This is a genomic window from Cellulosimicrobium cellulans, assembly GCF_007679345.1.
In the GTDB taxonomy this organism is placed as follows: domain Bacteria; phylum Actinomycetota; class Actinomycetes; order Actinomycetales; family Cellulomonadaceae; genus Cellulomonas; species Cellulomonas cellulans_A.
In genome coordinates this window covers 268,476-288,847 of the sequence record NZ_VEGH01000002.1, presented here as the reverse complement: position 1 = coordinate 288,847, position 20,372 = coordinate 268,476, and the positions used below count along the sequence as shown (strand labels likewise).

The window sequence follows — 20,372 nt, the reverse complement described above, 5'->3', positions numbered from 1 at the left end:
CTCCCCGCACGTCCCACCCGGAAGGACCCGCATGTTCACGTCCGAGCAGGAGCTCGAGGACCGGCTCACCACGCCGTCGCCCGCCCTGGTCGCCGACCTCGCCCCCGGCGCAGGCGACCTGGTGATCCTCGGCGCCGGCGGCAAGATGGGCCCCACGCTCGCCGTGCTCGCCCGGCGCGCCCTCGACGCGGCCGGCCGCGACGGCGACGCGGTGCACGCCGTGTCGCGGTGGTCCGACCCCGCCCAGGCCGAGCGGCTGCGCGCCGCGGGCGTCCGGGTCGTGACGGCCGACCTGCTCGGCGACGACGACCTCGCGGCGCTGCCGGACGGCGCGGACGTGCTGTTCATGGTGGGGGCGAAGTTCGGCGCGACGGCCGCGCCCTCCTGGGCCTGGGCCGTGAACGCGGCGCTGCCGGACCGCGTGGCGCGCCGGTACCGGGACAGCCGGATCACGGCGTTCTCCACGGGGAACGTCTACCCGCTGGTGCCGGTGGGCAGCCAGGGCGCCGCCGAGGACCACCCGGTCGGGCCGGTCGGCGAGTACGCGATGTCCTGCCTGGGCCGGGAGCGGGTGTTCGCGCACGGCGCGCTGACGCGGGGCACACCGGTGTCGCTGATCCGGCTCAACTACGCCGTCGACCTGCGGTACGGCGTGCTCTACGACATCGCCTCGACGATCCTCGCCGGGGAGCCGGTCGACCTCACCACCGGCCACGTGAACGTGGTGTGGCAGGGCTACGCGAACGAGGTCACGCTGCGCGCCGCGGCGCACGCGTCGCCCGACGTGTTCACGCTGAACCTCACCGGTCCGGAGGTGCTGCCGGTCGAGCGGGTCGCCCGCCGGCTGGCCGCGGGCCTCGGGCGCGACGTCGCGTTCACCGGGGCCCCGGCCGGCACGGCGCTGCTCAACGACGCCAGCCGGTGCCTCGACCTGTTCGGCTACCCCGACGTCACCGCGGGCACGCTCGTCGACTGGCAGGCGCAGTGGCTCGCCGCCGGCCTGCCGACCAGCGGGAAGCCCACCAAGTGGGCCGTCCGGGACGGGCGGTTCTGATGGCCGCGCCTGCCCTGCCGCGCGACGTCGCGGCGCTGCTCCGCGCCGGGACGGTGATCCCGGCGCACCCGCTCGCGCTCACCGAGGACCGCCGGTTCGACGAGCGGCACCAGCGCGCGCTGACCCGGTACTACGCCGCTGCCGGCGCCGGCGGGGTCGCCGTCGGGGTGCACACCACGCAGTTCGAGATCCGGGACGTCGGCCTGTACGAGCCGGTGCTCGCGCTCGCGGCCGACACCCTGGACGGCGCGCTCGCCGCGGACCCGCGACCCTTCGTCCGGGTCGCCGGCGTCGCGGGTCCCACCGCCCAGGCGGTGGCCGAGGCCGAGGTCGCCGCGTCGCTCGGGTACCACGCGGTGCTGCTGAGCCCGCCCCGCCCCGCCCCCGGCGACCCCCTGCTCGCCGACGCCGCCCGGCTCGAGGACCACGCGATCGAGCGGGCCGCGGCCGTCGGCGAGGTGCTGCCGGTGATCGGCTTCTACCTGCAGTCCGCCATCCGCGGGCCTCGGCTCTCGCTCGACTTCTGGCGGCGGTTCGCGGAGCTGGAGGCGGTGGTGGCGATCAAGGCGGCGCCGTTCGACCGCTACCGCACCCTCGACGTGGCGCGCGCCGTCGCGGGGGCGTCCCGCGGCGCGGAGATCGCCCTGTACACGGGCAACGACGACGCGATCGTCGCGGACCTGCTCGCCGACCTCACCTTCGACGGTCCGGACGGCGAGCCGGTCACGCGGCGGGTGGTCGGCGGGCTGCTCGGGCACTGGTCGGTGTGGACGCGCCGCGCCGTCGAGCTGCACGCGCAGGTGGGCCGGGCACGCGCCGGCGACCGGGAGGCGCTGGCCGACCTGGTCGCGCGGTCCGCCGCGGTCACCGACGCCAACGCGGCGCTGTTCGACCCGCAGCACGGGTTCGCGGGCTGCATCGCCGGCGTGCACGAGGTGCTGCGCCGCCAGGGCCTGCTCGCCGGGACCTGGTGCCTCGACCCGGACGAGACCCTGTCCCCGGGGCAGGCGGACGAGATCGACCGGGTGCTCCGGCTGCACCCCTGGCTGTCCGACGACGCGTTCGTCGCCGAGCACCTCGACGGGTGGCTGGCGTGACGGCCGTCCTGGTCGCGGTGCCGCCGGACCTCCGGGCCGCGTTCTTCGACGACGCCGCCACCGCTCGGCTGCGCGCGGCCGCCGCCGCGCTGGGCGGGGATGTGACGTGGCTCGACGGCGGCGCGGCGCTCCTCGGCGCGACCCGCTGGCCGGAGGCCCGCGTGCTGGTCACCACCTGGGGGCAGCCGCCGCTGGACGCCGGCCTGCTCGACCGGCTGCCGGCGCTCGGCCTCGTCGCGCACACCGGCGCGACCGTCCGGCCGTTCCGCACGCCCGCCGTCGCGGCGCGGGGGATCGCGGTGACGCAGGCCGGGCAGGGGATGGCGCGGTCGGTCGCCGAGGTGGCGCTCGCGTTCACCCTGGCGCTGCTGCACCGGGTGCCGCGGTTCGACCACGCGCTGCACGCGGGCGCGCCCTGGGCCGCGGCGGAGGCGGCGCCCCCGCGGCACGAGGTGCTCGGGACCACGATCGGCGTCGTCGGCGCCTCGCGGACCGGCCGGGCGAACATCGCGATGCTCCGGGCGCTCGGTGCCCACGTCCTGGTCAGCGACCCGTACCTGACGACGGAGGACGCCGCGACGCTGGGGGTGGAACCGGCGGCGCTGGACGACCTGCTGCGGCGCTCGCGGATCGTGGTGCTGCACGCGCCGTCCCTGCCCGGCACCCACCACCTGATCGACGCCCGGCGCCTGGCCCTGCTGCCCGACGGGGCCGGCCTGGTCAACACCGCGCGGTCCTGGCTGGTGGACGAGGCGGCCCTCCTGGCCGAGCTGCGCTCCGGTCGGATCGACGCGGCGCTGGACGTGTTCGACGAGGAGCCGCTGCCGGTCGGGCACCCGCTGCGCGGGCTGCCCAACGTGCTGCTCACGCCGCACCACGCGGCGGGCACGGTGGAGAGCCGGCTGCGACAGGGCGGCATCGTGGTGGACGAGGTGGCGCGGTACGCGCGCGGCGACGCGCTGCGGCACGCGGTGACGGACGAGGACCTGGAGCGGATGGCATGAGCGGGCACGAGGCACGGGTGCGGGAGCGGTGGGCGGCGGGGGAGCCGGCGCGCGGCGTGTGGAGCACGCTGCCGGACCCGGTGGTGGCGGAGCTGCTCGGCCGGGCCGGCTACGACTACGTGTGCGTCGACCTGCAGCACGGGATGACCGGGCCCGGCACGGTGCTCCCGGTCCTGCAGGCCCTGCGGCACGCGCCGGCGACGACGCTCGTCCGGGTGCCCGGGCCCGACCCGGAGCTGATGATGCGCGCGCTGGACCTGGGCGCGGACGGGGTCGTCGTCCCGATGGTCGACACCCCGGAGCAGGCGGCGGCCGCGGTCGCCGCCTGCACCTACCCGCCCGGCGGCGTCCGGTCCTGGGGCCCGGCGTGGGGCGACGTCGACGGCGCGACGCCCGCCCCGGCCGAAGCGGACGCCGGCCGGCTCGTTGTCGTCATGGTGGAGACGGCGGCCGGGCTGCGGAACGCCGCCGCGATCGCGGCGGTGCCGGGAGTGGCCGCCGTCTACGTCGGGCCGAACGACCTCGCGCTGTCCCTCGGCCACGGCCGCGCGACCTACGCGACCTCGCCGGACGTGCACGCGGCGCTCGACGGCCTGGTCGCCGCGGCGGCCGGCGCCGGGACCGTGCTCGGCCTGCACTGCGCGACCCCCGAGATGGCGGCGTACTGGCAGGACCGCGGCGTGCGGATGCTCACCGTCGCCACCGACACGACCCTGCTGCGGACCGGCTCGGCGGACGCCCTCGCGCGCGCCGGCGGCGACCCGCGGTCCGGTGCGCCGGCCGCGTCGCCCGGGGGTGCGCGGTGACCGGGGCGCCCGTGCTGCGGGACGTCGCGCCGGCCGTGACCACCTGGACCCCGCGGGAGTCCCGGCTGCGCGCCGGCGTCGGCCGCGCGGACATCACCCCTCCGGTCGGCGTCCGGGCGCACAACTGGGGCGCGTCCCGCACCGAGGTCGCCACCGGTGTGCACCGGCCGCTGACCGCCACCGCGCTCGCCTTCCACGACCCGGGCGCCGGGCGGTGGCGGTACCTGCTGACGCTCGACCTGGGCTGGTGGCGGGACGCGGCGTCCTTCGAACGGCTGCGCGACCCGCTGCTGCGGGCCCTGCGGGCGGAGCCCGACGACCTGCTGCTGCACCTGGTGCACACCCACGCGGGCCCGTCGGTGTCGGACCTGGGGCTCGACCTGCCCGGGGCGGACCTGCTCGACGGCTACCAGCGCAGCCTGGAGGCGGGCGCGCGCACCGCCTGCCGCACGGCCCGGGACGCCGCCGTCGACGCCGTGGTCACCTGGGGCTCGGGGTGGTCCGACCTGGCCGTCGCCCGGAACCTGCCGTGCGGGGACCGGGACGTCGTCGCGTTCGACCCGGGGACGCCCGCCGACGGCACCCTCCTCGTCGGGCGGGTGTCGCCGGCCGGCGGCGGCGCGCCGCTCGGCGTCCTGCTCAACTACGCCTGCCACCCGACCACGCTCGCGCACCGCAACAGCCTGGTGTCGCCCGACCTCGTGGGGGCCGCGCGCGAGGTGGTCGAGGCCGCGACGGGGGCGCCGTGCCTGTTCCTGCAGGGCGCCTCGGGCGAGCTGTCGCCCCGCGAGCAGTACGGGCCGGGCACCGAGCAGGCGGACCGCAACGGCCGGGCGCTCGGGCACGCGGCGGTCGCCGTGCTCGAGCAGCTCGGCGACCCCGGCACCCGGCTGCGGTTCGACGGCGTGGTCGAGTCCGGCGCCCCGCTGGGGCTCTGGGTCCGCGAGCCCGCCCCCGACCCGGCCGGGGTGCGCTGCGTCGCGCGCACCGTCCCGCTCGCGGCGCGGCCGGCGCCGACCGCGGCGCAGGTCGCCGAGCAGTGGGCCGGGATCGACCCGGTCGCGGCCGCCGAGCGCGTGCGCCGCGCCACCCGGCTGGCCGACGGCTACGTGGCGGACGGCGTCGCCGCCCACCCGCTGTGGGTCTGGGGCCTCGGCGACGCCGTGCTGGTGGCGCACCCGGGCGAGGCGTTCTCCGCCCTGCAGACCGAGCTGCGCCGCCGGCACCCCGACCGCGCGGTGCTCGTCCTCAACCTCACCAACGGCCCCGGGTTCGTCTACCTGCCGGACCGGGCCTCCTACGACCGCGACCGGTACCAGGTGTGGCAGACGCTCCTGGCTCCGGGCGGCCTGGAGGACCTGACCGACGCCGCCGACGCCCTCGTCGCCGCCCTGCCCCGACCCCGCGAGGTGACCGCATGACCGCTCCCGCCGCCCCGTCCGGTCCGGCCCCGTCCGGCCGCTCCGTCGTCGTCACCGGCTCGTCCTCCGGGATCGGCCGGGCGATCGCCCACCGGCTCGCCGCGGACGGCTGGGCCGTGGTGGTCGTCGGCCGCGACGCCGGGCGGGTGGACGCGGTGGTGGCCGAGGTCGAGGCCGCCGGCGGGACCGCGGCCGGGTGCGTGGGCGACGTCGCGGACCGGGCCCTGCACCCCCGGCTGCTCGCGGCGGCGCTCGGGCTGGCGCCGCTCGGCGGCTGGGTGAACTGCGCCGGCACCACCGTCCGCAACGGGCTCACCGAGCTGTCCGAGGAGGTCACGCTCGAGATGGTCCGCGGGAACCAGCTCGGCTCGCTGTGGGGCTGCGAGACCGCCGTCGCGCACTGGGTCGCCGAGGGCCTCGGCGGGTCGGTGGTCACCATGTCGTCCGTGCACGGCCGCGCCGCCTACCCCGAGCACACCGTGTACGAGATGACCAAGGCCGCGGTCGAGGCGCTGACCCGGTCGGTGGCGGTGACCTACGCGGCCCGCGGCATCCGGGCCAACGCCGTCGCGCCCGGGGCCGTGCGGTCCCCGGCCCTCGAGGCGTCCTTCGGGCGCGCCCCGGACCCCGCGGCCGCCGAGGCGTTCCTCGCCCGGCGGTCGCCGGCCCTGCGCATCGCCGAGCCGGAGGAGGTCGCCGCCGTCGTCGCCTTCCTGCTCTCCGACGACGCGTCGTACGTGTCCGGGCAGACCATCGCGATCGACGGCGGCTGGACCGCGGCGCTCGGGGCCGACCCCGAGGACCCGGGCGCGCGGCGGTCGGGGGTGGGCGCGTGACGCTGCGCAGCGCCGGCTGGTTCGCCGGGGACGACGAGGTGGCGGTGCTGCACCGCGTGGCCCTGCGGCTGGGGCCCGAGGACGCCGGCCGCCCCGTGATCGGCATCGCGGACACCGCCTCCGACCTCAACCCGTGCAACGCCGGTTTCACCGCGCTCGCCGGGCACGTCGCCGCCGGGGTCCGCGCGGCCGGCGGCGTCCCGGTCCGGTTCCCCGTGATGTCGTTGGGCGAGGACCTGATGAAGCCGTCCGCGATGCTCTACCGGAACCTGGTCGCGATGGAGCTCGAGGAGACCGTCCGCGCGTACCCGCTCGACGGCGTCGTGCACCTCGCCAACTGCGACAAGACCGTCCCCGCCGCGCTCATGGCCGCCGCCAGCGCGGACGTGCCCGCCCTGCTGCTGCTCGGCGGTGCGCGCTCGGCGCCGGAGTTCCGCGGCCGGGCCCTCGGCGCGGGCACCGACCTGTGGCGCGCGCTCGACGACCGGCGCGCCGGGGTGCTCGACGACGCCGGCTGGCGCGGCCTGGAGCAGTGCCTGGCGTGCGCCGGCCCCGGCGCCTGCAACGTCATGGGCACCGCGTCGACGCTCGCGATGCTGACCGAGGCGATGGGCATGGCCCTGCCGGGGACCGCCCTGCTCGACGCCGTGGGCCCCGACATCGAGGCGGCGGCCCGCGCGACGGGCGAGCGGCTCGTCGCCATGGTGCGGGCCGACGAGCGCCCGTCGGCCCGGCTGACCCAGGCGGCGCTGGACACCGCGGCGCGGGTGCTCGCCGCCGTGGGGGGCTCCACGAACGCCGTCATCCACCTGGCCGCGGTGGCCGGGCGGCTGGGGCTCGACGCGTCCCTCGACCGGTTCGACGCCCTGTGGCGGGACGTGCCGCTGCTCGCGGACGTCGAGCCGTGCGGGTCGGGCCTGGTGCACCGGCTGCGCCGCGACGGCGGGCTGCCGACGGTGCTCGCCGCGCTGGGCGCCGGGGGCCTGGTCGACCTGGACGCCGTGGCCGGCGACGGGCGCGCGTGGCGCGACGTCCTGCCGGGCCACCCCGCGCCGGGGGCGGACGGCTCGCTGGTGCGGACGCTCGCCGACCCCGTGCTGCCGGCCCCCACCCTCGCGGCCGTCTCCGGCACGCTCGCCCCGTCCGGCGCCGTGATCAAGGTCGCCGCCGCGAGCCCGGACCTGCTCGCGCACACCGGGCGGGCCGTGGTCTTCGACTCCTACGACGACATGCGGACCCGGCTCGACGACCCCGCGCTCGACGTCGACCCCGGCGACGTGCTCGTCGTCCGCGGTTGCGGCCCCGTCGGGGTGCCCGGCATGCCCGAGTGGGGCATGGCGCCGATCCCGCAGCGCCTCGTGGAGAGCGGCGTCCGCGACATGGTGCGCGTCAGCGACGGCCGGATGAGCGGCACGTCGTTCGGCACGGTGGTGCTGCACGTCGCCCCCGAGGCGGCCGTGGGCGGCCCGCTCGGGCTCGTCGAGGACGGTGACCGCGTCCGGCTCGACGTCCCGGCGCGGCGCCTCGACCTGCTCGTGCCGGAGGCGGAGCTGGCACGCCGGCGTTCCGCGCGCGGGGAGGCGGGCCCGCGGGCCGGGGCGCGGCACCTGCGCGGCTGGCCCCGCCTGTACGCCGACCACGTGCTGCAGGCCGACCGCGGCGCCGACCTGGACTTCCTGACCGCGCCCACCCCGGCGCACCGCACCTTCGTCGAACCCGTCGTGGGCCGCTCGTGACCGCGCCCCGCGACCCCCACCCGACCGCACGACCCACTCACCGAGGAGACCCGATGTCCGCACCGCGGCCCCTGGCCGGCGTCCTGCCGGTCGTCCAGACCCCCTTCACCGCCGACGGGACGATCGACGAGGCCGCGCTGCGCCGCGAGGTCGACTGGGTCGTCGACCAGGGCGCCCACGGCGTCACCACCGGCATGGTCAGCGAGATCCTGCGCATGACCTCGACCGAGTGCGCCCGGCTCGCGGAGGTGGTCGCCGAGCAGGCGCGCGCCCGCGGCGCCCTGGCCGTCGTGAGCTGCGGCGCCGAGTCCACGTTCGGCGCGGTCGAGGCCGCGCGGCACGCCGAGGCAGTCGGCGCCGACGCCGTCATGGCGATCCCGCCGATCACGGTGCAGCTCGAGGACGACGCCCTGTTCGGCTACTACTCCGCGATCGTCGAGGCCACCGGTCTGGGCGTGGTCGTCCAGGACGCGTCCGGGTACGTGGGCCGGTCCCTGTCCATCGACCTGCAGATGCGGCTGCTCGACCGGTACGGCGAGCGGGTGTACTTCAAGCCGGAGGCGGCCCCGATCGGCCAGCGCCTCACCCAGCTGCGCGAGGCGACCGGCGGGCGCGCCCGCGTCTTCGAGGGCACCGGCGGCGCCGCGCTGGTCGACTCCTACCGGCGCGGCGTCGTCGGGACCATGCCGGGCGCGGAGGTGACCTGGGCCATCGTGCGGCTCTGGGAGCTCGTCGAGGCCGGGCGGTGGGACACCGCGTACGAGATCAGCGGGCCGCTGTCCGCCCTCGTCGCGCTGCAGACCTCGATCGACGTGTTCGTGGCCGTCGAGAAGCACCTGCTGGTCCGGCAGGGCGTGCTCGAGCGCACCGACGCGCGCGCGCCGCACGGCTTCGTGCTCGACCGCGAGACCCGCGACGAGGTCGACCGGCTGTTCGACCTGCTGCGCGCCCGCACCCTCTCGGCCCGGGCCGCGTGACGCGCGCACCGGGCGCGGCCGTGCGAGGCTGCCGGGGGTGACCGACCTGCGCACCGTCCCGCTGCCCGACCGCCGCATCGACACCCGTGACCTGATCCCGCCGGACGCGCCGGAGGGGGTCGTCCTCGGTGAGGTCCGGGCCCGCCTCGGCGAGCGGCCGGTGCACGACGCCCGCGACGGCTCCGTCGTGTGGGTGGACATCGACGCGTGCAGCGTGCACCGGTGGGCCGACGGCGACCACGCGCGGGACGCCGTGACCAGCCTCCCGTCGCCGGTCTCGCTCGCGTGGCCCGCGGCGCGGGGCGGGCTGCTGCTCGCGACCGCGGACGGTCTCGGGCTGCACGACGGGACGACGCTCGGCCCGCTCACCCGGCCGGAGGGGATGCCCGCCGGGTACCGGTTCAACGACGGCGCCTGCGACGCGGCCGGCCGGCTGTGGGTCGCGACCATGCCGCGCGACGGCTCGGTCGGCGACGGCACCGTGTACCGCGTGGTGGCGGGCGGCGAGGGCGGCCGCGCCCTGGAGGTGACCGCGGCCGTCACCGGGGTCGGCTGCGGCAACGGCGTCCAGTGGAGCCCGGACGGGGCGACGCTCTACCTGACCGACACCGGCACCTGGACCGTGTACCGGGCGCCGTACGACCAGGCGACGGGCAGCGCGGGGGCGCCGGAGGCGTTCCTGTCCTTCGATCCCTCCGGCCCGCAGCCGGACGGCACGACCGTGGACGCCGACGGCTGCCTGTGGGTGGCGCTGTACGGCGGCGGCGCGGTCCTGCGGTTCGCGCCGGACGGCAGCCCGCTCGGCGCGGTGCGGGTGCCGACGGCGCAGGTCACCTGCCTGGGGTTCGGGGCGCCCGGGTCCGGGCGGGCGTACGTGACGACCGCGCACGCGGACGGGGACCCGCTGGCGGGGGCCGTGCTCGGGGTGGACGTGGCGGTCGACGGGCTGCCGGTGCGGGCGTTCGGGGAGGGCGCGGTGCCCGGGCTCCGCGGCTGAGCTCAGCGGGTGAGCAGCTGGTGAGCCCTCTGGTGCGAGACGCCGAGGACCGTCCCGACGTCGCGGACGGAGAGCCCGGCCTCACGCAGGACCCGCGCCGCCGCGCGTGACTCCGCTGCGGCCTCCCGGTTGGCGCGGTGCGCCTCCTCGCGCAGGCGCGCCGCCGTCCGCACGTGCGCGCCCACCTCGTCCGGGACCGTGGGCCGCAGGTCGATCTCCACCTCGACGGGATCGACCTGCGCGACGAACGCGATCACCTCGCGCATGGCGTCCCGGGCCTGGTCGAGCCGGGCCACCTCGGAGATGGCGCCGGGATGCTCGACGCACTGGAGCACCCACCAACGCCGGCCGCGCTCGGCCGTCACCGTGTACCGCGTCACCGCCACCACCCCTTCCCGAGCACCGCCGCGTACTGGTCGAAGAACTTCCGCACCGTGACGTCGTCGATCTCCGTGTGCCGCCCGAGCGTGGAGCGCACCCCGCCGACGACGACGCCGGTGTGGTTCGTCAGCTCGACGACCTCGTAGGACACGCCCGCGTCGCGGGCCGCCCGTCGCAGGCGCCGGAGCACTGCCGTCCGCTTCACGAGCGTAGTCCGGCCCAGCCTAGACACTCAAGGCAACATCGACCTAGACGACCTGTGCGTCGGGTCCGGGCGCCCAGGCTTCTCCCGATCACCGGTCACCCCGCGGCGCGGTCCAGGACGACCGGGCAGCCCGCGAGGTGGTCGTCGACCACGCCGCAGGCCTGCATCGCCGCGTACGCGGTCGTCGGCCCGACGAACCGGAAGCCGAGCCGCTTCAGCTCCTTGGCCAGGGCGGCCGACTCCGGCGTGGCCGCCGGCACCTCGGCGAACGTGCGCGGTCGCGGCCGGGGCTCCGCCGCGACCGGCGCCGCCGACCAGAACACCTCGTCGAGGCTGAGACCGCGCCCGTGCAGGTCGAGCAGGGCGCGCGCGTTGGCGACGGCGGCCGTGATCTTGGCCCGGTTGCGGATGATCCCGGTGTCGGCCATGAGCCGCTCGACGTCGTGGTCGTCGTACCCCGCGACCACGGCCGGGTCGAACCCGTCGAACGCCGCGCGGAAGCCCTCCCGGCGGCGCAGGATCGTGATCCAGGCCAGGCCCGACTGGAACGCCTCCAGGGTCAGCCGCTCGTACAGCTCCCGCTCGCCGTGCACGGGGCGACCCCACTCCTCGTCGTGGTACCGCTCGTAGAGCGGGTCGCCGTCGCCGAAGCACCGGCGGCGGTCTGCGGGGGCGTCGCTGCTCGTCATGCCGCCACTCTGCCGCAGGTGTCCGACACGCGGCGGCCGTCCTCCACAACCCGCACCGCCCCGCCCGGCTGGGGACGACAGCGGTCGAGGTGTCCATCATCCGGTCGCGACTTGTCTGACCTGTGAGACGGCGTAAGGTCGGCCGGGCGCTGGAGCACCGACCCGTCCGAGCCGACCCTGGAGCCGACCCCCGACGACCGCCGGTGGTCCGCGCCACCCGGATCGTCGAGGAGCCCCGCATGTCAGCCACCACCGTGCCCACCACCACGCCGCCGGCCGCGTCCCGGCCGCTCAACTCGCCGTCCCGTGTCATCGCGGCGAGCCTCGTGGGCACCACCATCGAGTTCTACGACTTCTACGTGTACGCGACGGCCGCCGTCCTCGTGTTCCCGAAGCTGTTCTTCCCGACCGGGAACGACACCACGGCGCTGCTCGCGTCGTTCGCGGTGTTCGGCGCCGCGATGGTGGCCCGCCCGATCGGCGCGGTCTTCTTCGGCCACCTCGGCGACCGCCGCGGCCGCAAGACCACGCTGGTCTACTCGCTGCTCACCATGGGTGTCGCGACGTTCCTCATCGGCCTGCTGCCGACGTTCGGCCACATCGGCGTCGGCGCCACGGTCGCGCTGCTGGTGCTGCGGCTCGCGCAGGGCTTCGCCCTCGGTGGCGAGTGGTCGGGCGCCGCGCTGGTCGCCACCGAGAACGCCCCGGCCGGGAAGCGCGCCTGGTACGGCACGTTCCCGCAGCTCGGCGCCCCGCTCGGCTTCATCATCGCCAACGGGATCTTCCTCGTCATCAACGGCGTCCTCGGCCAGGGCTCGGACGCGTTCATGTCCTGGGGCTGGCGCGTGCCGTTCCTGTTCTCCGCCGTGATGGTGATCATCGGCCTGTGGGTGCGGCTCAAGCTCGTCGAGTCCGAGGCGTTCACCCAGGCCGAGAAGAAGGGCACCATCACCAAGGTGCCGCTCGGCACGACGCTCAGGTTCCACTGGCGCGAGACCCTGCTCGGCACGTTCATCATGCTGGCGACCTACGTGCTGTTCTACCTGATGACGAACTTCACGCTCACCTACGGCACCCGCGCCGTCGCGCCGGAGGACGGCGAGCCCGGCGGCCTGGGCATCCCGTACGTGCACTTCGTGCTCATGCAGATCATCGGCGTGCTGTTCTTCGGGATCTTCACGATGCTGTCCGGCCCGCTGGCCGACCGGCTGGGGCGTCGGCGCCTGCTCATCGGGGTCACGTCGGCGATCATCGTGTTCGGGTTCTCGTTCCCGCTGTTCCTCACCGTGCGGGACGACCTCGTGTTCACCGGCGCGCTGACCCAGGCGTTCCTGGTGCTCGGGTTCCTGCTCATGGGCGCGACGTTCGGCCCGATGGGCGCGCTGCTGCCCGAGCTGTTCCCGACGAACGTCCGCTACACCGGCTCCGCGGTCGCCTACAACGTGTCGTCGATCCTCGGCGCCGCGCTGGCCCCGATCGTGGCGCTCGCCCTGTGGGCCGCCGCCGACGGCAGCACCTGGCTCGTCGGCGTGTACCTGTCGGCGATGGGCGTGCTGACCCTGCTCGCGCTGGTCCTCTCGAAGGAGACGAAGGACCAGGACTACGCGAGGTCCTCGCACGCGGACTGACCCTGCCTCACGCCGCACCCGTGCGGCGCGTGCTGGCCGGGTGAGGGAGACCGGGCCGCAGGCCCGCCGGACCGCCGGGCTCAGGCCAGCGCCGCCAGGGCCTTGCGGATGCGCTTCTCGCTGACCGGGACCGGGGTGCCGAGCTGCTGGGCGAACAGGCTCACGCGGAGCTCCTCCAGCAGCCACCGCGCGTCGTCGAGCGCCGCCAGGTCGGCGGGCACGAGGGTCCGGCTCGTCACCCGCGCGCGGGTCTGCCCGAGCAGCTGCTCCAGGTCCCGGACCTGCCAGGCGAGCTGCTCGTCGCGCGCCGGGTTGGCCGCCGCCTTGTCGAGCCGGTACGCCGCGGCGCGCAGGTAGCGCGCCAGGTGCGGCAGCCGGTCCGCGCCGGTGTCGGAGACGAACCCGTCGTGCACGAGGCGCTCGGCCTGCTCCTGGACGTCGCGGACCGTGCCGAGCAGGGCGAGCGACCGGGTGCCGCGGACGGCGCCGTCGAGGTCCCGCGCCGCGGCGAGCACGGCGACGAGGTCCTGCACCACGCGGTGCACGGCGTCCTCGAGGCGGTCGCGGACGAACCCGCGCGCCGCGGCGTACGCGTCGGCGGACCGGACGGCCGTCGCCGGGCGACCGGCGAGGTGCTCGGTCAGCAGCCGGTCGACGGCGGCGAGCTGCACGTCGGCGACCAGCGCCTCGGTGCTCGGGTACGGGCTGGCCGCGAGCGTGAGCGCCTGGGTGCCCGACCACCGCGAGGTGATCCGGCCCGCGGCGAGCCCGACGTCGCGGACCAGCAGCCGGCGCAGGCCGCGGCGGTGCCGGACGGCCTGGTCGCCCGCGTCGGCCAGCACCTCGACCCGGACGGTCGCCGCCGGCCCGGAGCCGTGCTCGACGAGCGCCGGGTAGCCGCGCACCGTCAGCCCGCTCGCGTCCTGCGTCTCCACGCGCTCCGGCAGCGCTCCGCCGGGCAGGTCGGCGGGCCAGGTGTCGAGGTCGGCGCCGTCGAAGCCGGGCAGCGCGGGCGTCGCGGCCCGGGCCCCGGGACCGGGGACGGCGGCCGACCCGCCGCGGGGGGCCGCCGGGGCAGGGCCGCCGTCGCCGTCCGCCGCGCCCGAGCGCGCCCGCGCGTCCACCATCGCGTCCCGCACCGCGGTCCTGACGGCGGTGCTCACCGCGTCCTGGGTGCGGGCGGCGAGCTTGCGCTGCAGCACCGCGAGGTCCTTGCCCTCGTCGAGCACGCGGCCGCGGTCGTCCGACACCCGGAACGTCATCCGCAGGTGCGGCGGCAGCCGGTCGAGGTCGATCGCGCCGTCGGGCACGACGACGTCGCGGAGCGCCCGGACGGCCTGCCCGAAGGCGGTCTCGTACGACGGCGCGGCGTCCGCCGCCCGCACGGTGTCCTCCCAGGAGGCGGTGTGCGCGTCGAGCCACCCGACCACGTCGCGCGCGACGTCCGGTGCGGGCACGAGCTGCACCCGGACCGGCTTCGGCAGCGCGCGGATCGTCGCGGTGACCAGCTCCTCGCGGAGCCCCGGGACCATCCAGTCGAAGCCCTCCGGACGGACCCGGGCCAGCGCGACGAGCGGGACGTGCACGGTGACGCCGTCCGCGTCGGTGCCCGGCTGGAACTGGTAGGTCAGCGGCAGCGCGAGGTCGCCCTGCGGCCAGGTCGACGGGAAGGACGACTCGTCCACGCCGCCCTCGTCGGTCACGAGGAGCTCGCGGGTGAAGGTCAGCAGGTCGGGGTCGCTCCGGCGGGCGCCCTTCCACCACTGGTCGAAGTGCCGCGCGGACACGACGTCGTCCGGGATCCGCTCGTCGTAGAAGTCGAACAGCGCGTCGTCGTCGACCACCAGGCCGCGACGGCGGGACCGGGCCTCCAGGTCCTCCGCCTCCCGCAGCAGCCGGCGGTTCTCGGCGAAGAACGCGTGGTGCGTGGTCCAGTCGCCCTCGACCAGCGCGTGCCGGATGAACAGCTCGCGCGCGTGCTCGGCGTCGACCTTGCCGAACAGCACCCGCCGCCCGGTGACGATCGGGACGCCGTAGAGCATGACCCGCTCCAGGGCCATGGCGGCGCCCTGCTTGGACGACCAGGACGGCTCGGAGTACGACCGCTTCACCAGGTGCCCGGCCAGGTCCTCGGCCCACTCGGGCTGGATGCGCGCGGCGTCGCGGGCCCAGAGCCGGGAGGTCTCGACGAGCTCGCCCGCCATCACCCAGGCCGGCAGCTTCTTGGCCAGCCCGGAGCCCGGGAAGATCGCGAACTTCGCGCCGCGCGCGCCGAGGTACTCGTTGCGGCCGCGCCGGTCGGGCGTCCGGCCGCCGTCACTACGGCCCTTGCCGCGGGGAGCGGACGCACCCGACAGGTCCGACGCCTCCTGCATGCCGATCTGCGACAGCAGACCGGACAGCAGCGCGACGTGCACCCGGTCGGCGTCCCACTCCAGCCGGTGCGCGCCGCGGCCCTCCGTCGCCGGGTCCCGCTCCTCGGAGAGGTCGCGGTCGGTGCGGCGCGGCGGGTTCATCGTGATGCCGAGGGGCTTCGCGAGCTCCTTGAGCTGAGTGACGACGTCCTGCCACTCCCGCAGCCGCAGGTAGTTGAGGTACTCCGACCGGCACAGCCGGCGGAACGCCGAGCCCGACAGGTCCCGCTGCGCGTCGCGGACGTACTGCCAGAGGTTCAGGTACGCGAGGAAGTCGGACGTCGGGTCGGCGAACCGCGCGTGGAGCTGGTCGGCCTGCGCGCGCTGCTCGACGGGGCGCTCGCGCGGGTCCTGGATCGACAGCGCCGCGGCGACGATCATCACCTCGCGCGCGACGCCCCGCCGACCGCCCTCGACGATCATCCGGGCCAGCCGCGGGTCCATCGGCAGCTGGGCGAGCGCGCGGCCGGTGTCGGTGAGCCGGGTGCCCGACGGGCCGGTCTCGAGCGCGCCCAGCTCGGTCAGCAGCTGGACGCCGTCGCGGACGGCGCGGGTGTCCGGCGGGTCGACGAACGGGAACGACGCGACGTCGTCCGGCCCGGTCGCGACCCCGACGGAGATCATCTGCAGGATCACCGAGGCGAGCGACGTGCGCAGGATCTCGGGCTCGGTGAACCGCGGGCGGGAGCCGAAGTCGTCCTCCGAGTACAGCCGGATCGCGATGCCGTCGGCGACGCGACCGCACCGGCCCGACCGCTGGTTCGCCGACGCCTGGGAGATCGGCTCGATCGGCAGCCGCTGCACCTTCGTGGCCTTCGAGTACCGGGAGATGCGCGCGGTGCCCGGGTCGACGACGTACCGGATGCCCGGCACGGTCAGCGACGTCTCGGCGACGTTGGTGGCCAGCACGACCCGGCGGGTGCCGTGCGGCTGGAACACCCGGTGCTGCTCCGCGGCGGACAGCCGGCCGTACAGCGGCAGCAGCTCGACCGCGTCGGGGCGGCGGGCGTCCTGCACCCGCACGCCGAGGTGGCCGCGCAGCGCCTCCTCGGCGTCCCGGATCTCCCGCTCGCCGGACAGGAAGACCAGCACGTCGCCGGGGCCCTCGGCCGCGAGCTCGTCCACGGCCTCGCAGATCGCGGACATGAGGTCGCGGTCCTCGGCGGGCGGCGGCGTCTTCGCGCCCTTCGACGCGGCGCCGCGGGAGCCGGCGCGCGGGCGGACGTCGTCGGCGTCCAGGTCGTCCGGGTCGTCGGTCGGCCGGTCCGGGGACAGCGGGCGGTACCGGATCTCCACCGGGTAGGTCCGCCCGGTCACCTCGACGACCGGCGCCGGGACGCCGTCGGGGTGCTCGGCGTCCGCCGGGCCGGCGAAGTGCGCGGCGAACCGCGCCGAGTCGATCGTCGCCGACGTGATGACGACCTTGAGGTCGGGGCGGCGCGGCAGCAGCTGGGCGAGGTAGCCCAGGATGAAGTCGATGTTGAGCGACCGCTCGTGCGCCTCGTCGATGATCAGCGTGTCGTAGGCGCGCAGCTCCGGGTCGCGCTGGATCTGCGCGAGCAGGATGCCGTCGGTCATGACCTTCACCAGCGTGCGGTCCGACGACTCGTCGGTGAACCGCACCTGGTAGCCGACGAGCTCGCCGATCGTGGTGCCGAGCTCCTCGGCGATCCGCTCCGCGACCGTGCGGGCGGCGATCCGGCGGGGCTGGGTGTGCCCGATCTGGCCGTCCCGGCCGCGGCCGAGCTCCAGGGCGATCTTGGGCAGCTGCGTGGTCTTCCCGGACCCGGTCTCGCCGGCGACGATGACGACCTGGTGGTCGCGGATCGCGTCGGCGATCTCGCGCCGACGGGCCGACACCGGGAGCTGCTCGGGGTAGACGACCGGGGGGAGGACGACGGCGCGGCGGGCGTCGGCGAGGGCGGTCAGGCGGCGGGCGCGGGCCTCGCGGCCGCGGCGGGGGTCCTGGGCGCGCTGGTCGGGGCCGCGCTGCTCCGGCGCGCGGCCGTCGCCGGCGGGGCGCCGCCCGCGTCCGCCGCGTCGCCGCCGGGGGCGCCCGGGTGCGGCGTCGCCGCCGTCGCCGCTCGCGGGACGGGGGGCAGGGGCGGGGCTGGTGGGGTCGGCGGCTGTCATCGGCGGTCCATTGTCACCGCACGGCCCCCGGTGACGCGATCTCGATTCGCGCAGGGCGATCACGCGCCACCCCCGTCGCACCCGGACGCCGAGATAGGGCCCCCGCGCCGAGGTAGGACCGTGGACGGTCCTACCTCGTGCCGGAGGCCCTATCTCGACCTCGGAGGGACCCAGGCGGCTCAGCGCACGAGCGCGTCCGAGATCGCCAGGCGCCCCGTGAGCCGGATGTCGTCGGAGGCCGCCCCCACCAGCACCGGGATGGTGCCAGTCGGCGTGCGCCACTCGTCCAGGCCGACGTCCCAGTAGGACAGCGACTCCGGGCTCAGCGTCACGGTCACGGACTGCGTCTGGCCGGGAGCGAGCGTGACGGTGCCGAAGCCGGCCAGGGACACCGGTGCGCTGCTGACCCGGCGGGTCGGCAGGTTCCCGACGTACACCTGGACGGTCTCGGTCCCGGCGACCGCCCCGGTGTTGCGGACGTCCACCGTCGCCTGCAGCTGCGTGCCGCCCTCGGGCCCGGGGACGGCCGCGGTGCGCAGGTTCGTGTACTCGTACGAGGTGTAGGACAGGCCGTGTCCGAACGCGTACTGCGGCGTGATGCCGTTCTCGACGTACCCGCGGTACCCGACGAAGATCCCCTCGCTGAACTGCTGGTCGAGTCCGTCGCCGGGGTACTGCGACGGGTCGCTGACCGGTGTCGACTCCTCGTCGACCGGGATGGTGACGGGCAGCCGGCCGGACGGGTTGACGTCGCCGAACAGGATCCCGGCGACCGCGGCCCCCTGCTCCTGCCCGCCGAACCAGTTGTGCAGGACGGCGCCGACACCGGCGTCCCAGTCGGACGTCTGCACGACGCTGCCGACCTCGAGCACGACGATCGTGCGCGGGTTGGCCGCCGCGACCTGCCGGATCAGCTCGGCCTGGCCGTTGGGCAGGTCGAGGCTGGGCCGGTCGCCGCCCTCGGAGGAGTAGTCCCGCACCACGACGACCGCCGCCTGGGCGGACCGGGCGGCCTGCGCGGCCGCCTGGACGCTCGGGGTGACGACGGGCTCCGGCGGGGTCCAGCCGAGCCGGAACACGGCACCGGCGTCGGTGCCGCCCGGGGAGTCGTTCGTGTACTCCGCCCGCAGCGCGTAGGTCTGGCCGGCGGTCAGCTCGACCGGCGCCGTGGTGACCGCGGCGGGGTCGCCGGACGGGCCGGTGGTCAGCACCGGCTGGTCGTCCAGGTAGACGGTGCTGGTGCCGTTGGTGGTGGCGGCGAGCTCGTACGTCCCGCTCACCGGTGCGGTGAGCGTGCCGGTCCACCGGATCGACGCCGTGTGCTCGTTGGTCTGGAGCGGGAAGTGCGGCGACTGCGAGTTGAGCCCCTCGAACAGGTAGAACCCGCCGTTGATGCCCGCGTACGGCTCGGTGCGGTCCACCGCGGGGGACCCGGAGAGGTCGTCGCTGTCGAAGTACTCGACGCGGACGCCCGCGCCGTCCCCGAGGGCCGAGGTCAGGAAGTCCGACGGGATGAGGTCCGGTCCGGCCAGCAGCGACGCCGAGGTGACGGGGTCGGTGCCCGGCGTGTGCGTGACGGTGACGCCCGCGCCCACGCGGTCCTGGATGCCCTGCAGCGGGCTGATCGTCCGCGTCGGGTTCACCAGCGACGAGCCGCCGCCCTGCACGACCACGTCGGCGTCGGCGCCCACGACGGCGATCGACCCGACGTTCGCGCCCAGCGGGAGCGCGCCCTCGTTCTTGAGCAGCACCGAGGCCCGCTCGGAGACCTGCCGCGCGAACGCGGAGTTCGCGTCCTCGGGCAGCGGGCTGATGGTCGGCGGGTTGTCGAACAGCCCGAGGGCGACCATCGGCCGCAGGATCCTCAGCACGGCGTCGTCGATCCGCGACACCGGGACCTGGCCCGCGCGCACCGCGTCGAGCAGCGGCCCGCAGAAGAAGCAGTCACCGGGCCCGACCTCGGGGGTGAAGTTGCCGGGCATCTCCTGGTCCATCCCCGCCAGGACCGCCTGCACGGTGCTCGGCGTGGCGCCGTAGTCGCTCATCACCCAGCCCTGGAAGCCGAGCTGCTGCTTGAGGATCTGGTTCAGCGTCTCGTCGTTCTCGCAGCCGCGGACGCCGTTGATGCCGTTGAACGAGCACATCGCCGACCCGGCACGGCCGTCGGCCTGGGCGATCGCGAACGGCCGGGTGTAGATCTCCTGCAGCGTCCGCTCGTCGAGGACGGCGTTGCCCCCGATCAGCCGGTTCTGCTCCTGCGTGTAGACGTTGTAGTGCTTGAGGTCGGCGATCACCGGGTTCGACTGGATGCCCCGCACCTCGGCGGCGGCCATCGTCCCGGACAGCAGCGGGTCCTCGCCGAAGCCCTCGAAGTTGCGACCGCCCTGCGGCACGCGCCCGATGTCGAGCGCCGGCCCGAGCAGCACGTTGTGCCCGGTGCGGTGCGCCTCGTCGCCGGCCAGCCGGCCGTACTCCTGCGCCAGCGAGCCGTCCCACGTCGCGGCCAGCGCGAGCGGCGACGGCAGCTGGGTGGACAGCTTGCCGTTGACGTCGGGGTTCGCGATCCGCACGCCCGCGGTCCCGTCGGCCATGGTCAGGGCCGGGATGCCGACCCGCTCGATCGGGGCGTTGTAGAAGCCGAAGAAGTTGTTCAGCTCCCCGTGCATCATGTTGACCTTCTCGTCGAGGGTCATCTGCCGGAGGATCGCTCGCGCCCGGGCCGTGTCGTCCGGTGACTCGTCCCACCAGAAGTCGGACGGGAACGACCGGCCCTCCTGCAGGGCCTCGGTGACCGCGGTCTCGACCGCGGGATCGTCGTCGGGCGAGGCCGCCGCGGCGGCTCCGACGGGAACGGTCAGGGCCAGTGCCGCGAGGACCGCGGTCGCGCCTGCGCGCCGGGAACGTGGGTGCATCGTCGAACCCCCTGGGATCGCGGCCGCCCGTGCGTCCTGCGGCCGGCCGTCGCGTCGTCGGGACAGTAGGTCACCCGTTCGG

General features: G+C 76.1%; 15 protein-coding genes. 10 read left to right on the top strand and 5 right to left on the bottom strand.

Annotation, left to right across the window (positions count from 1 at the left end; translation table 11 throughout):
- The first annotated feature begins 31 nt into the window (after window positions 1-31).
- Genes FS882_RS03595 through FS882_RS03555 form a run of 9 tightly spaced genes read left to right on the top strand, consistent with a single transcriptional unit; the run spans window position 32 to window position 9,928 of the window.
- The gene (locus FS882_RS03595; RefSeq protein ID WP_158370882.1) at window positions 32-1,054 is read left to right on the top strand and encodes an NAD-dependent epimerase/dehydratase family protein; all 1,023 of its coding nucleotides are present in this window, start codon (window positions 32-34) and stop codon (window positions 1,052-1,054) included.
- A complete protein-coding gene (locus FS882_RS03590) occupies window positions 1,054-2,151 on the top strand; it encodes a dihydrodipicolinate synthase family protein (protein WP_158370880.1) in 1,098 nt (365 codons plus the stop codon). Before FS882_RS03595 ends, FS882_RS03590 begins: the two co-directional genes overlap by 1 nt.
- Window positions 2,148-3,155: a hydroxyacid dehydrogenase gene (locus tag FS882_RS03585; RefSeq protein WP_262348043.1), complete on the top strand. Its 1,008-nt coding sequence runs from the start codon at window positions 2,148-2,150 to the stop codon at window positions 3,153-3,155. The genes FS882_RS03590 and FS882_RS03585 overlap by 4 nt, the downstream gene beginning before the upstream one ends.
- A complete protein-coding gene (locus FS882_RS03580) occupies window positions 3,152-3,961 on the top strand; it encodes an HpcH/HpaI aldolase family protein (protein WP_158370876.1) in 810 nt (269 codons plus the stop codon). Before FS882_RS03585 ends, FS882_RS03580 begins: the two co-directional genes overlap by 4 nt.
- The gene (locus tag FS882_RS03575; protein ID WP_262348042.1) at window positions 3,958-5,382 is read left to right on the top strand and encodes a hypothetical protein; all 1,425 of its coding nucleotides are present in this window, start codon (window positions 3,958-3,960) and stop codon (window positions 5,380-5,382) included. The genes FS882_RS03580 and FS882_RS03575 overlap by 4 nt, the downstream gene beginning before the upstream one ends.
- Entirely contained in the window at window positions 5,379-6,218 is an 840-nt protein-coding gene (locus FS882_RS03570) for an SDR family NAD(P)-dependent oxidoreductase (protein WP_158370874.1), read from the top strand. Before FS882_RS03575 ends, FS882_RS03570 begins: the two co-directional genes overlap by 4 nt.
- On the top strand, window positions 6,215-7,954 hold the full coding sequence (locus FS882_RS03565) for a dihydroxy-acid dehydratase (RefSeq protein ID WP_158370872.1): 1,740 nt from the start codon (window positions 6,215-6,217) through the stop codon (window positions 7,952-7,954). The genes FS882_RS03570 and FS882_RS03565 overlap by 4 nt, the downstream gene beginning before the upstream one ends.
- Window positions 7,955-8,007: 53 nt before the next feature.
- Window positions 8,008-8,931 carry a dihydrodipicolinate synthase family protein gene (locus tag FS882_RS03560; protein ID WP_158370870.1) on the top strand — a complete coding sequence of 308 codons (924 nt, stop codon included), beginning with the start codon at window positions 8,008-8,010 and terminating at the stop codon, window positions 8,929-8,931.
- 37 nt (window positions 8,932-8,968) lie between these two features.
- A complete protein-coding gene (locus FS882_RS03555; RefSeq protein WP_187365113.1) occupies window positions 8,969-9,928 on the top strand; it encodes an SMP-30/gluconolactonase/LRE family protein in 960 nt (319 codons plus the stop codon).
- A gap of 2 nt (window positions 9,929-9,930) precedes the next feature.
- On the opposite strand, the gene FS882_RS03550 is transcribed toward FS882_RS03555, so the two are convergent.
- The 3 genes from FS882_RS03550 to FS882_RS03540 all read right to left on the bottom strand — a co-directional run bounded on the left by FS882_RS03550 (window position 9,931) and on the right by FS882_RS03540 (window position 11,203).
- Window positions 9,931-10,308 carry a hypothetical protein gene (locus FS882_RS03550; RefSeq protein WP_158370866.1) on the bottom strand — a complete coding sequence of 126 codons (378 nt, stop codon included), beginning with the start codon at window positions 10,306-10,308 and terminating at the stop codon, window positions 9,931-9,933.
- Entirely contained in the window at window positions 10,305-10,514 is a 210-nt protein-coding gene (locus tag FS882_RS03545) for a ribonuclease PH (RefSeq protein ID WP_262348041.1), read from the bottom strand. The genes FS882_RS03550 and FS882_RS03545 overlap by 4 nt, the downstream gene beginning before the upstream one ends.
- Window positions 10,515-10,609: 95 nt before the next feature.
- Window positions 10,610-11,203 carry a DNA-3-methyladenine glycosylase I gene (locus FS882_RS03540; protein ID WP_158370864.1) on the bottom strand — a complete coding sequence of 198 codons (594 nt, stop codon included), beginning with the start codon at window positions 11,201-11,203 and terminating at the stop codon, window positions 10,610-10,612.
- A 239-nt stretch (window positions 11,204-11,442) separates the two neighbouring features.
- On the opposite strand from FS882_RS03540, the gene FS882_RS03535 reads away from it, so the two are divergent.
- Entirely contained in the window at window positions 11,443-12,831 is a 1,389-nt protein-coding gene (locus FS882_RS03535) for an MFS transporter (protein WP_158370862.1), read from the top strand.
- 80 nt (window positions 12,832-12,911) lie between these two features.
- Here the strand turns inward: FS882_RS03535 and hrpA are convergent, their stop codons facing one another.
- Complete coding sequence (gene hrpA / locus FS882_RS03530) at window positions 12,912-17,378, bottom strand: ATP-dependent RNA helicase HrpA (protein ID WP_158370860.1); 4,467 nt, start codon at window positions 17,376-17,378, stop codon at window positions 12,912-12,914.
- Between the two features lie 179 nt (window positions 17,379-17,557).
- On the bottom strand, window positions 17,558-20,290 hold the full coding sequence (locus tag FS882_RS03525) for a glycoside hydrolase family 3 C-terminal domain-containing protein (protein WP_158370858.1): 2,733 nt from the start codon (window positions 20,288-20,290) through the stop codon (window positions 17,558-17,560).
- Window positions 20,291-20,372 lie beyond the last annotated feature (82 nt).

Excerpts from the sequence above, each read along its gene's own strand:
- FS882_RS03595 (WP_158370882.1), top strand. The coding sequence starts at position 32 with ATGTTCACGTCCGAGCAGGAGCTCGAGGACCGGCTCACCACGCCGTCG.
- FS882_RS03590 (WP_158370880.1), top strand. The coding sequence starts at position 1,054 with ATGGCCGCGCCTGCCCTGCCGCGCGACGTCGCGGCGCTGCTCCGCGCC.
- FS882_RS03580 (WP_158370876.1), top strand. The coding sequence starts at position 3,152 with ATGAGCGGGCACGAGGCACGGGTGCGGGAGCGGTGGGCGGCGGGGGAG.
- FS882_RS03570 (WP_158370874.1), top strand. The coding sequence starts at position 5,379 with ATGACCGCTCCCGCCGCCCCGTCCGGTCCGGCCCCGTCCGGCCGCTCC.
- FS882_RS03560 (WP_158370870.1), top strand. The coding sequence starts at position 8,008 with ATGTCCGCACCGCGGCCCCTGGCCGGCGTCCTGCCGGTCGTCCAGACC.
- FS882_RS03540 (WP_158370864.1), bottom strand. The coding sequence starts at position 11,203 with ATGACGAGCAGCGACGCCCCCGCAGACCGCCGCCGGTGCTTCGGCGAC.
- FS882_RS03535 (WP_158370862.1), top strand. The coding sequence starts at position 11,443 with ATGTCAGCCACCACCGTGCCCACCACCACGCCGCCGGCCGCGTCCCGG.
- hrpA (WP_158370860.1), bottom strand. The coding sequence starts at position 17,378 with ATGACAGCCGCCGACCCCACCAGCCCCGCCCCTGCCCCCCGTCCCGCG.
- FS882_RS03525 (WP_158370858.1), bottom strand. The coding sequence starts at position 20,290 with ATGCACCCACGTTCCCGGCGCGCAGGCGCGACCGCGGTCCTCGCGGCA.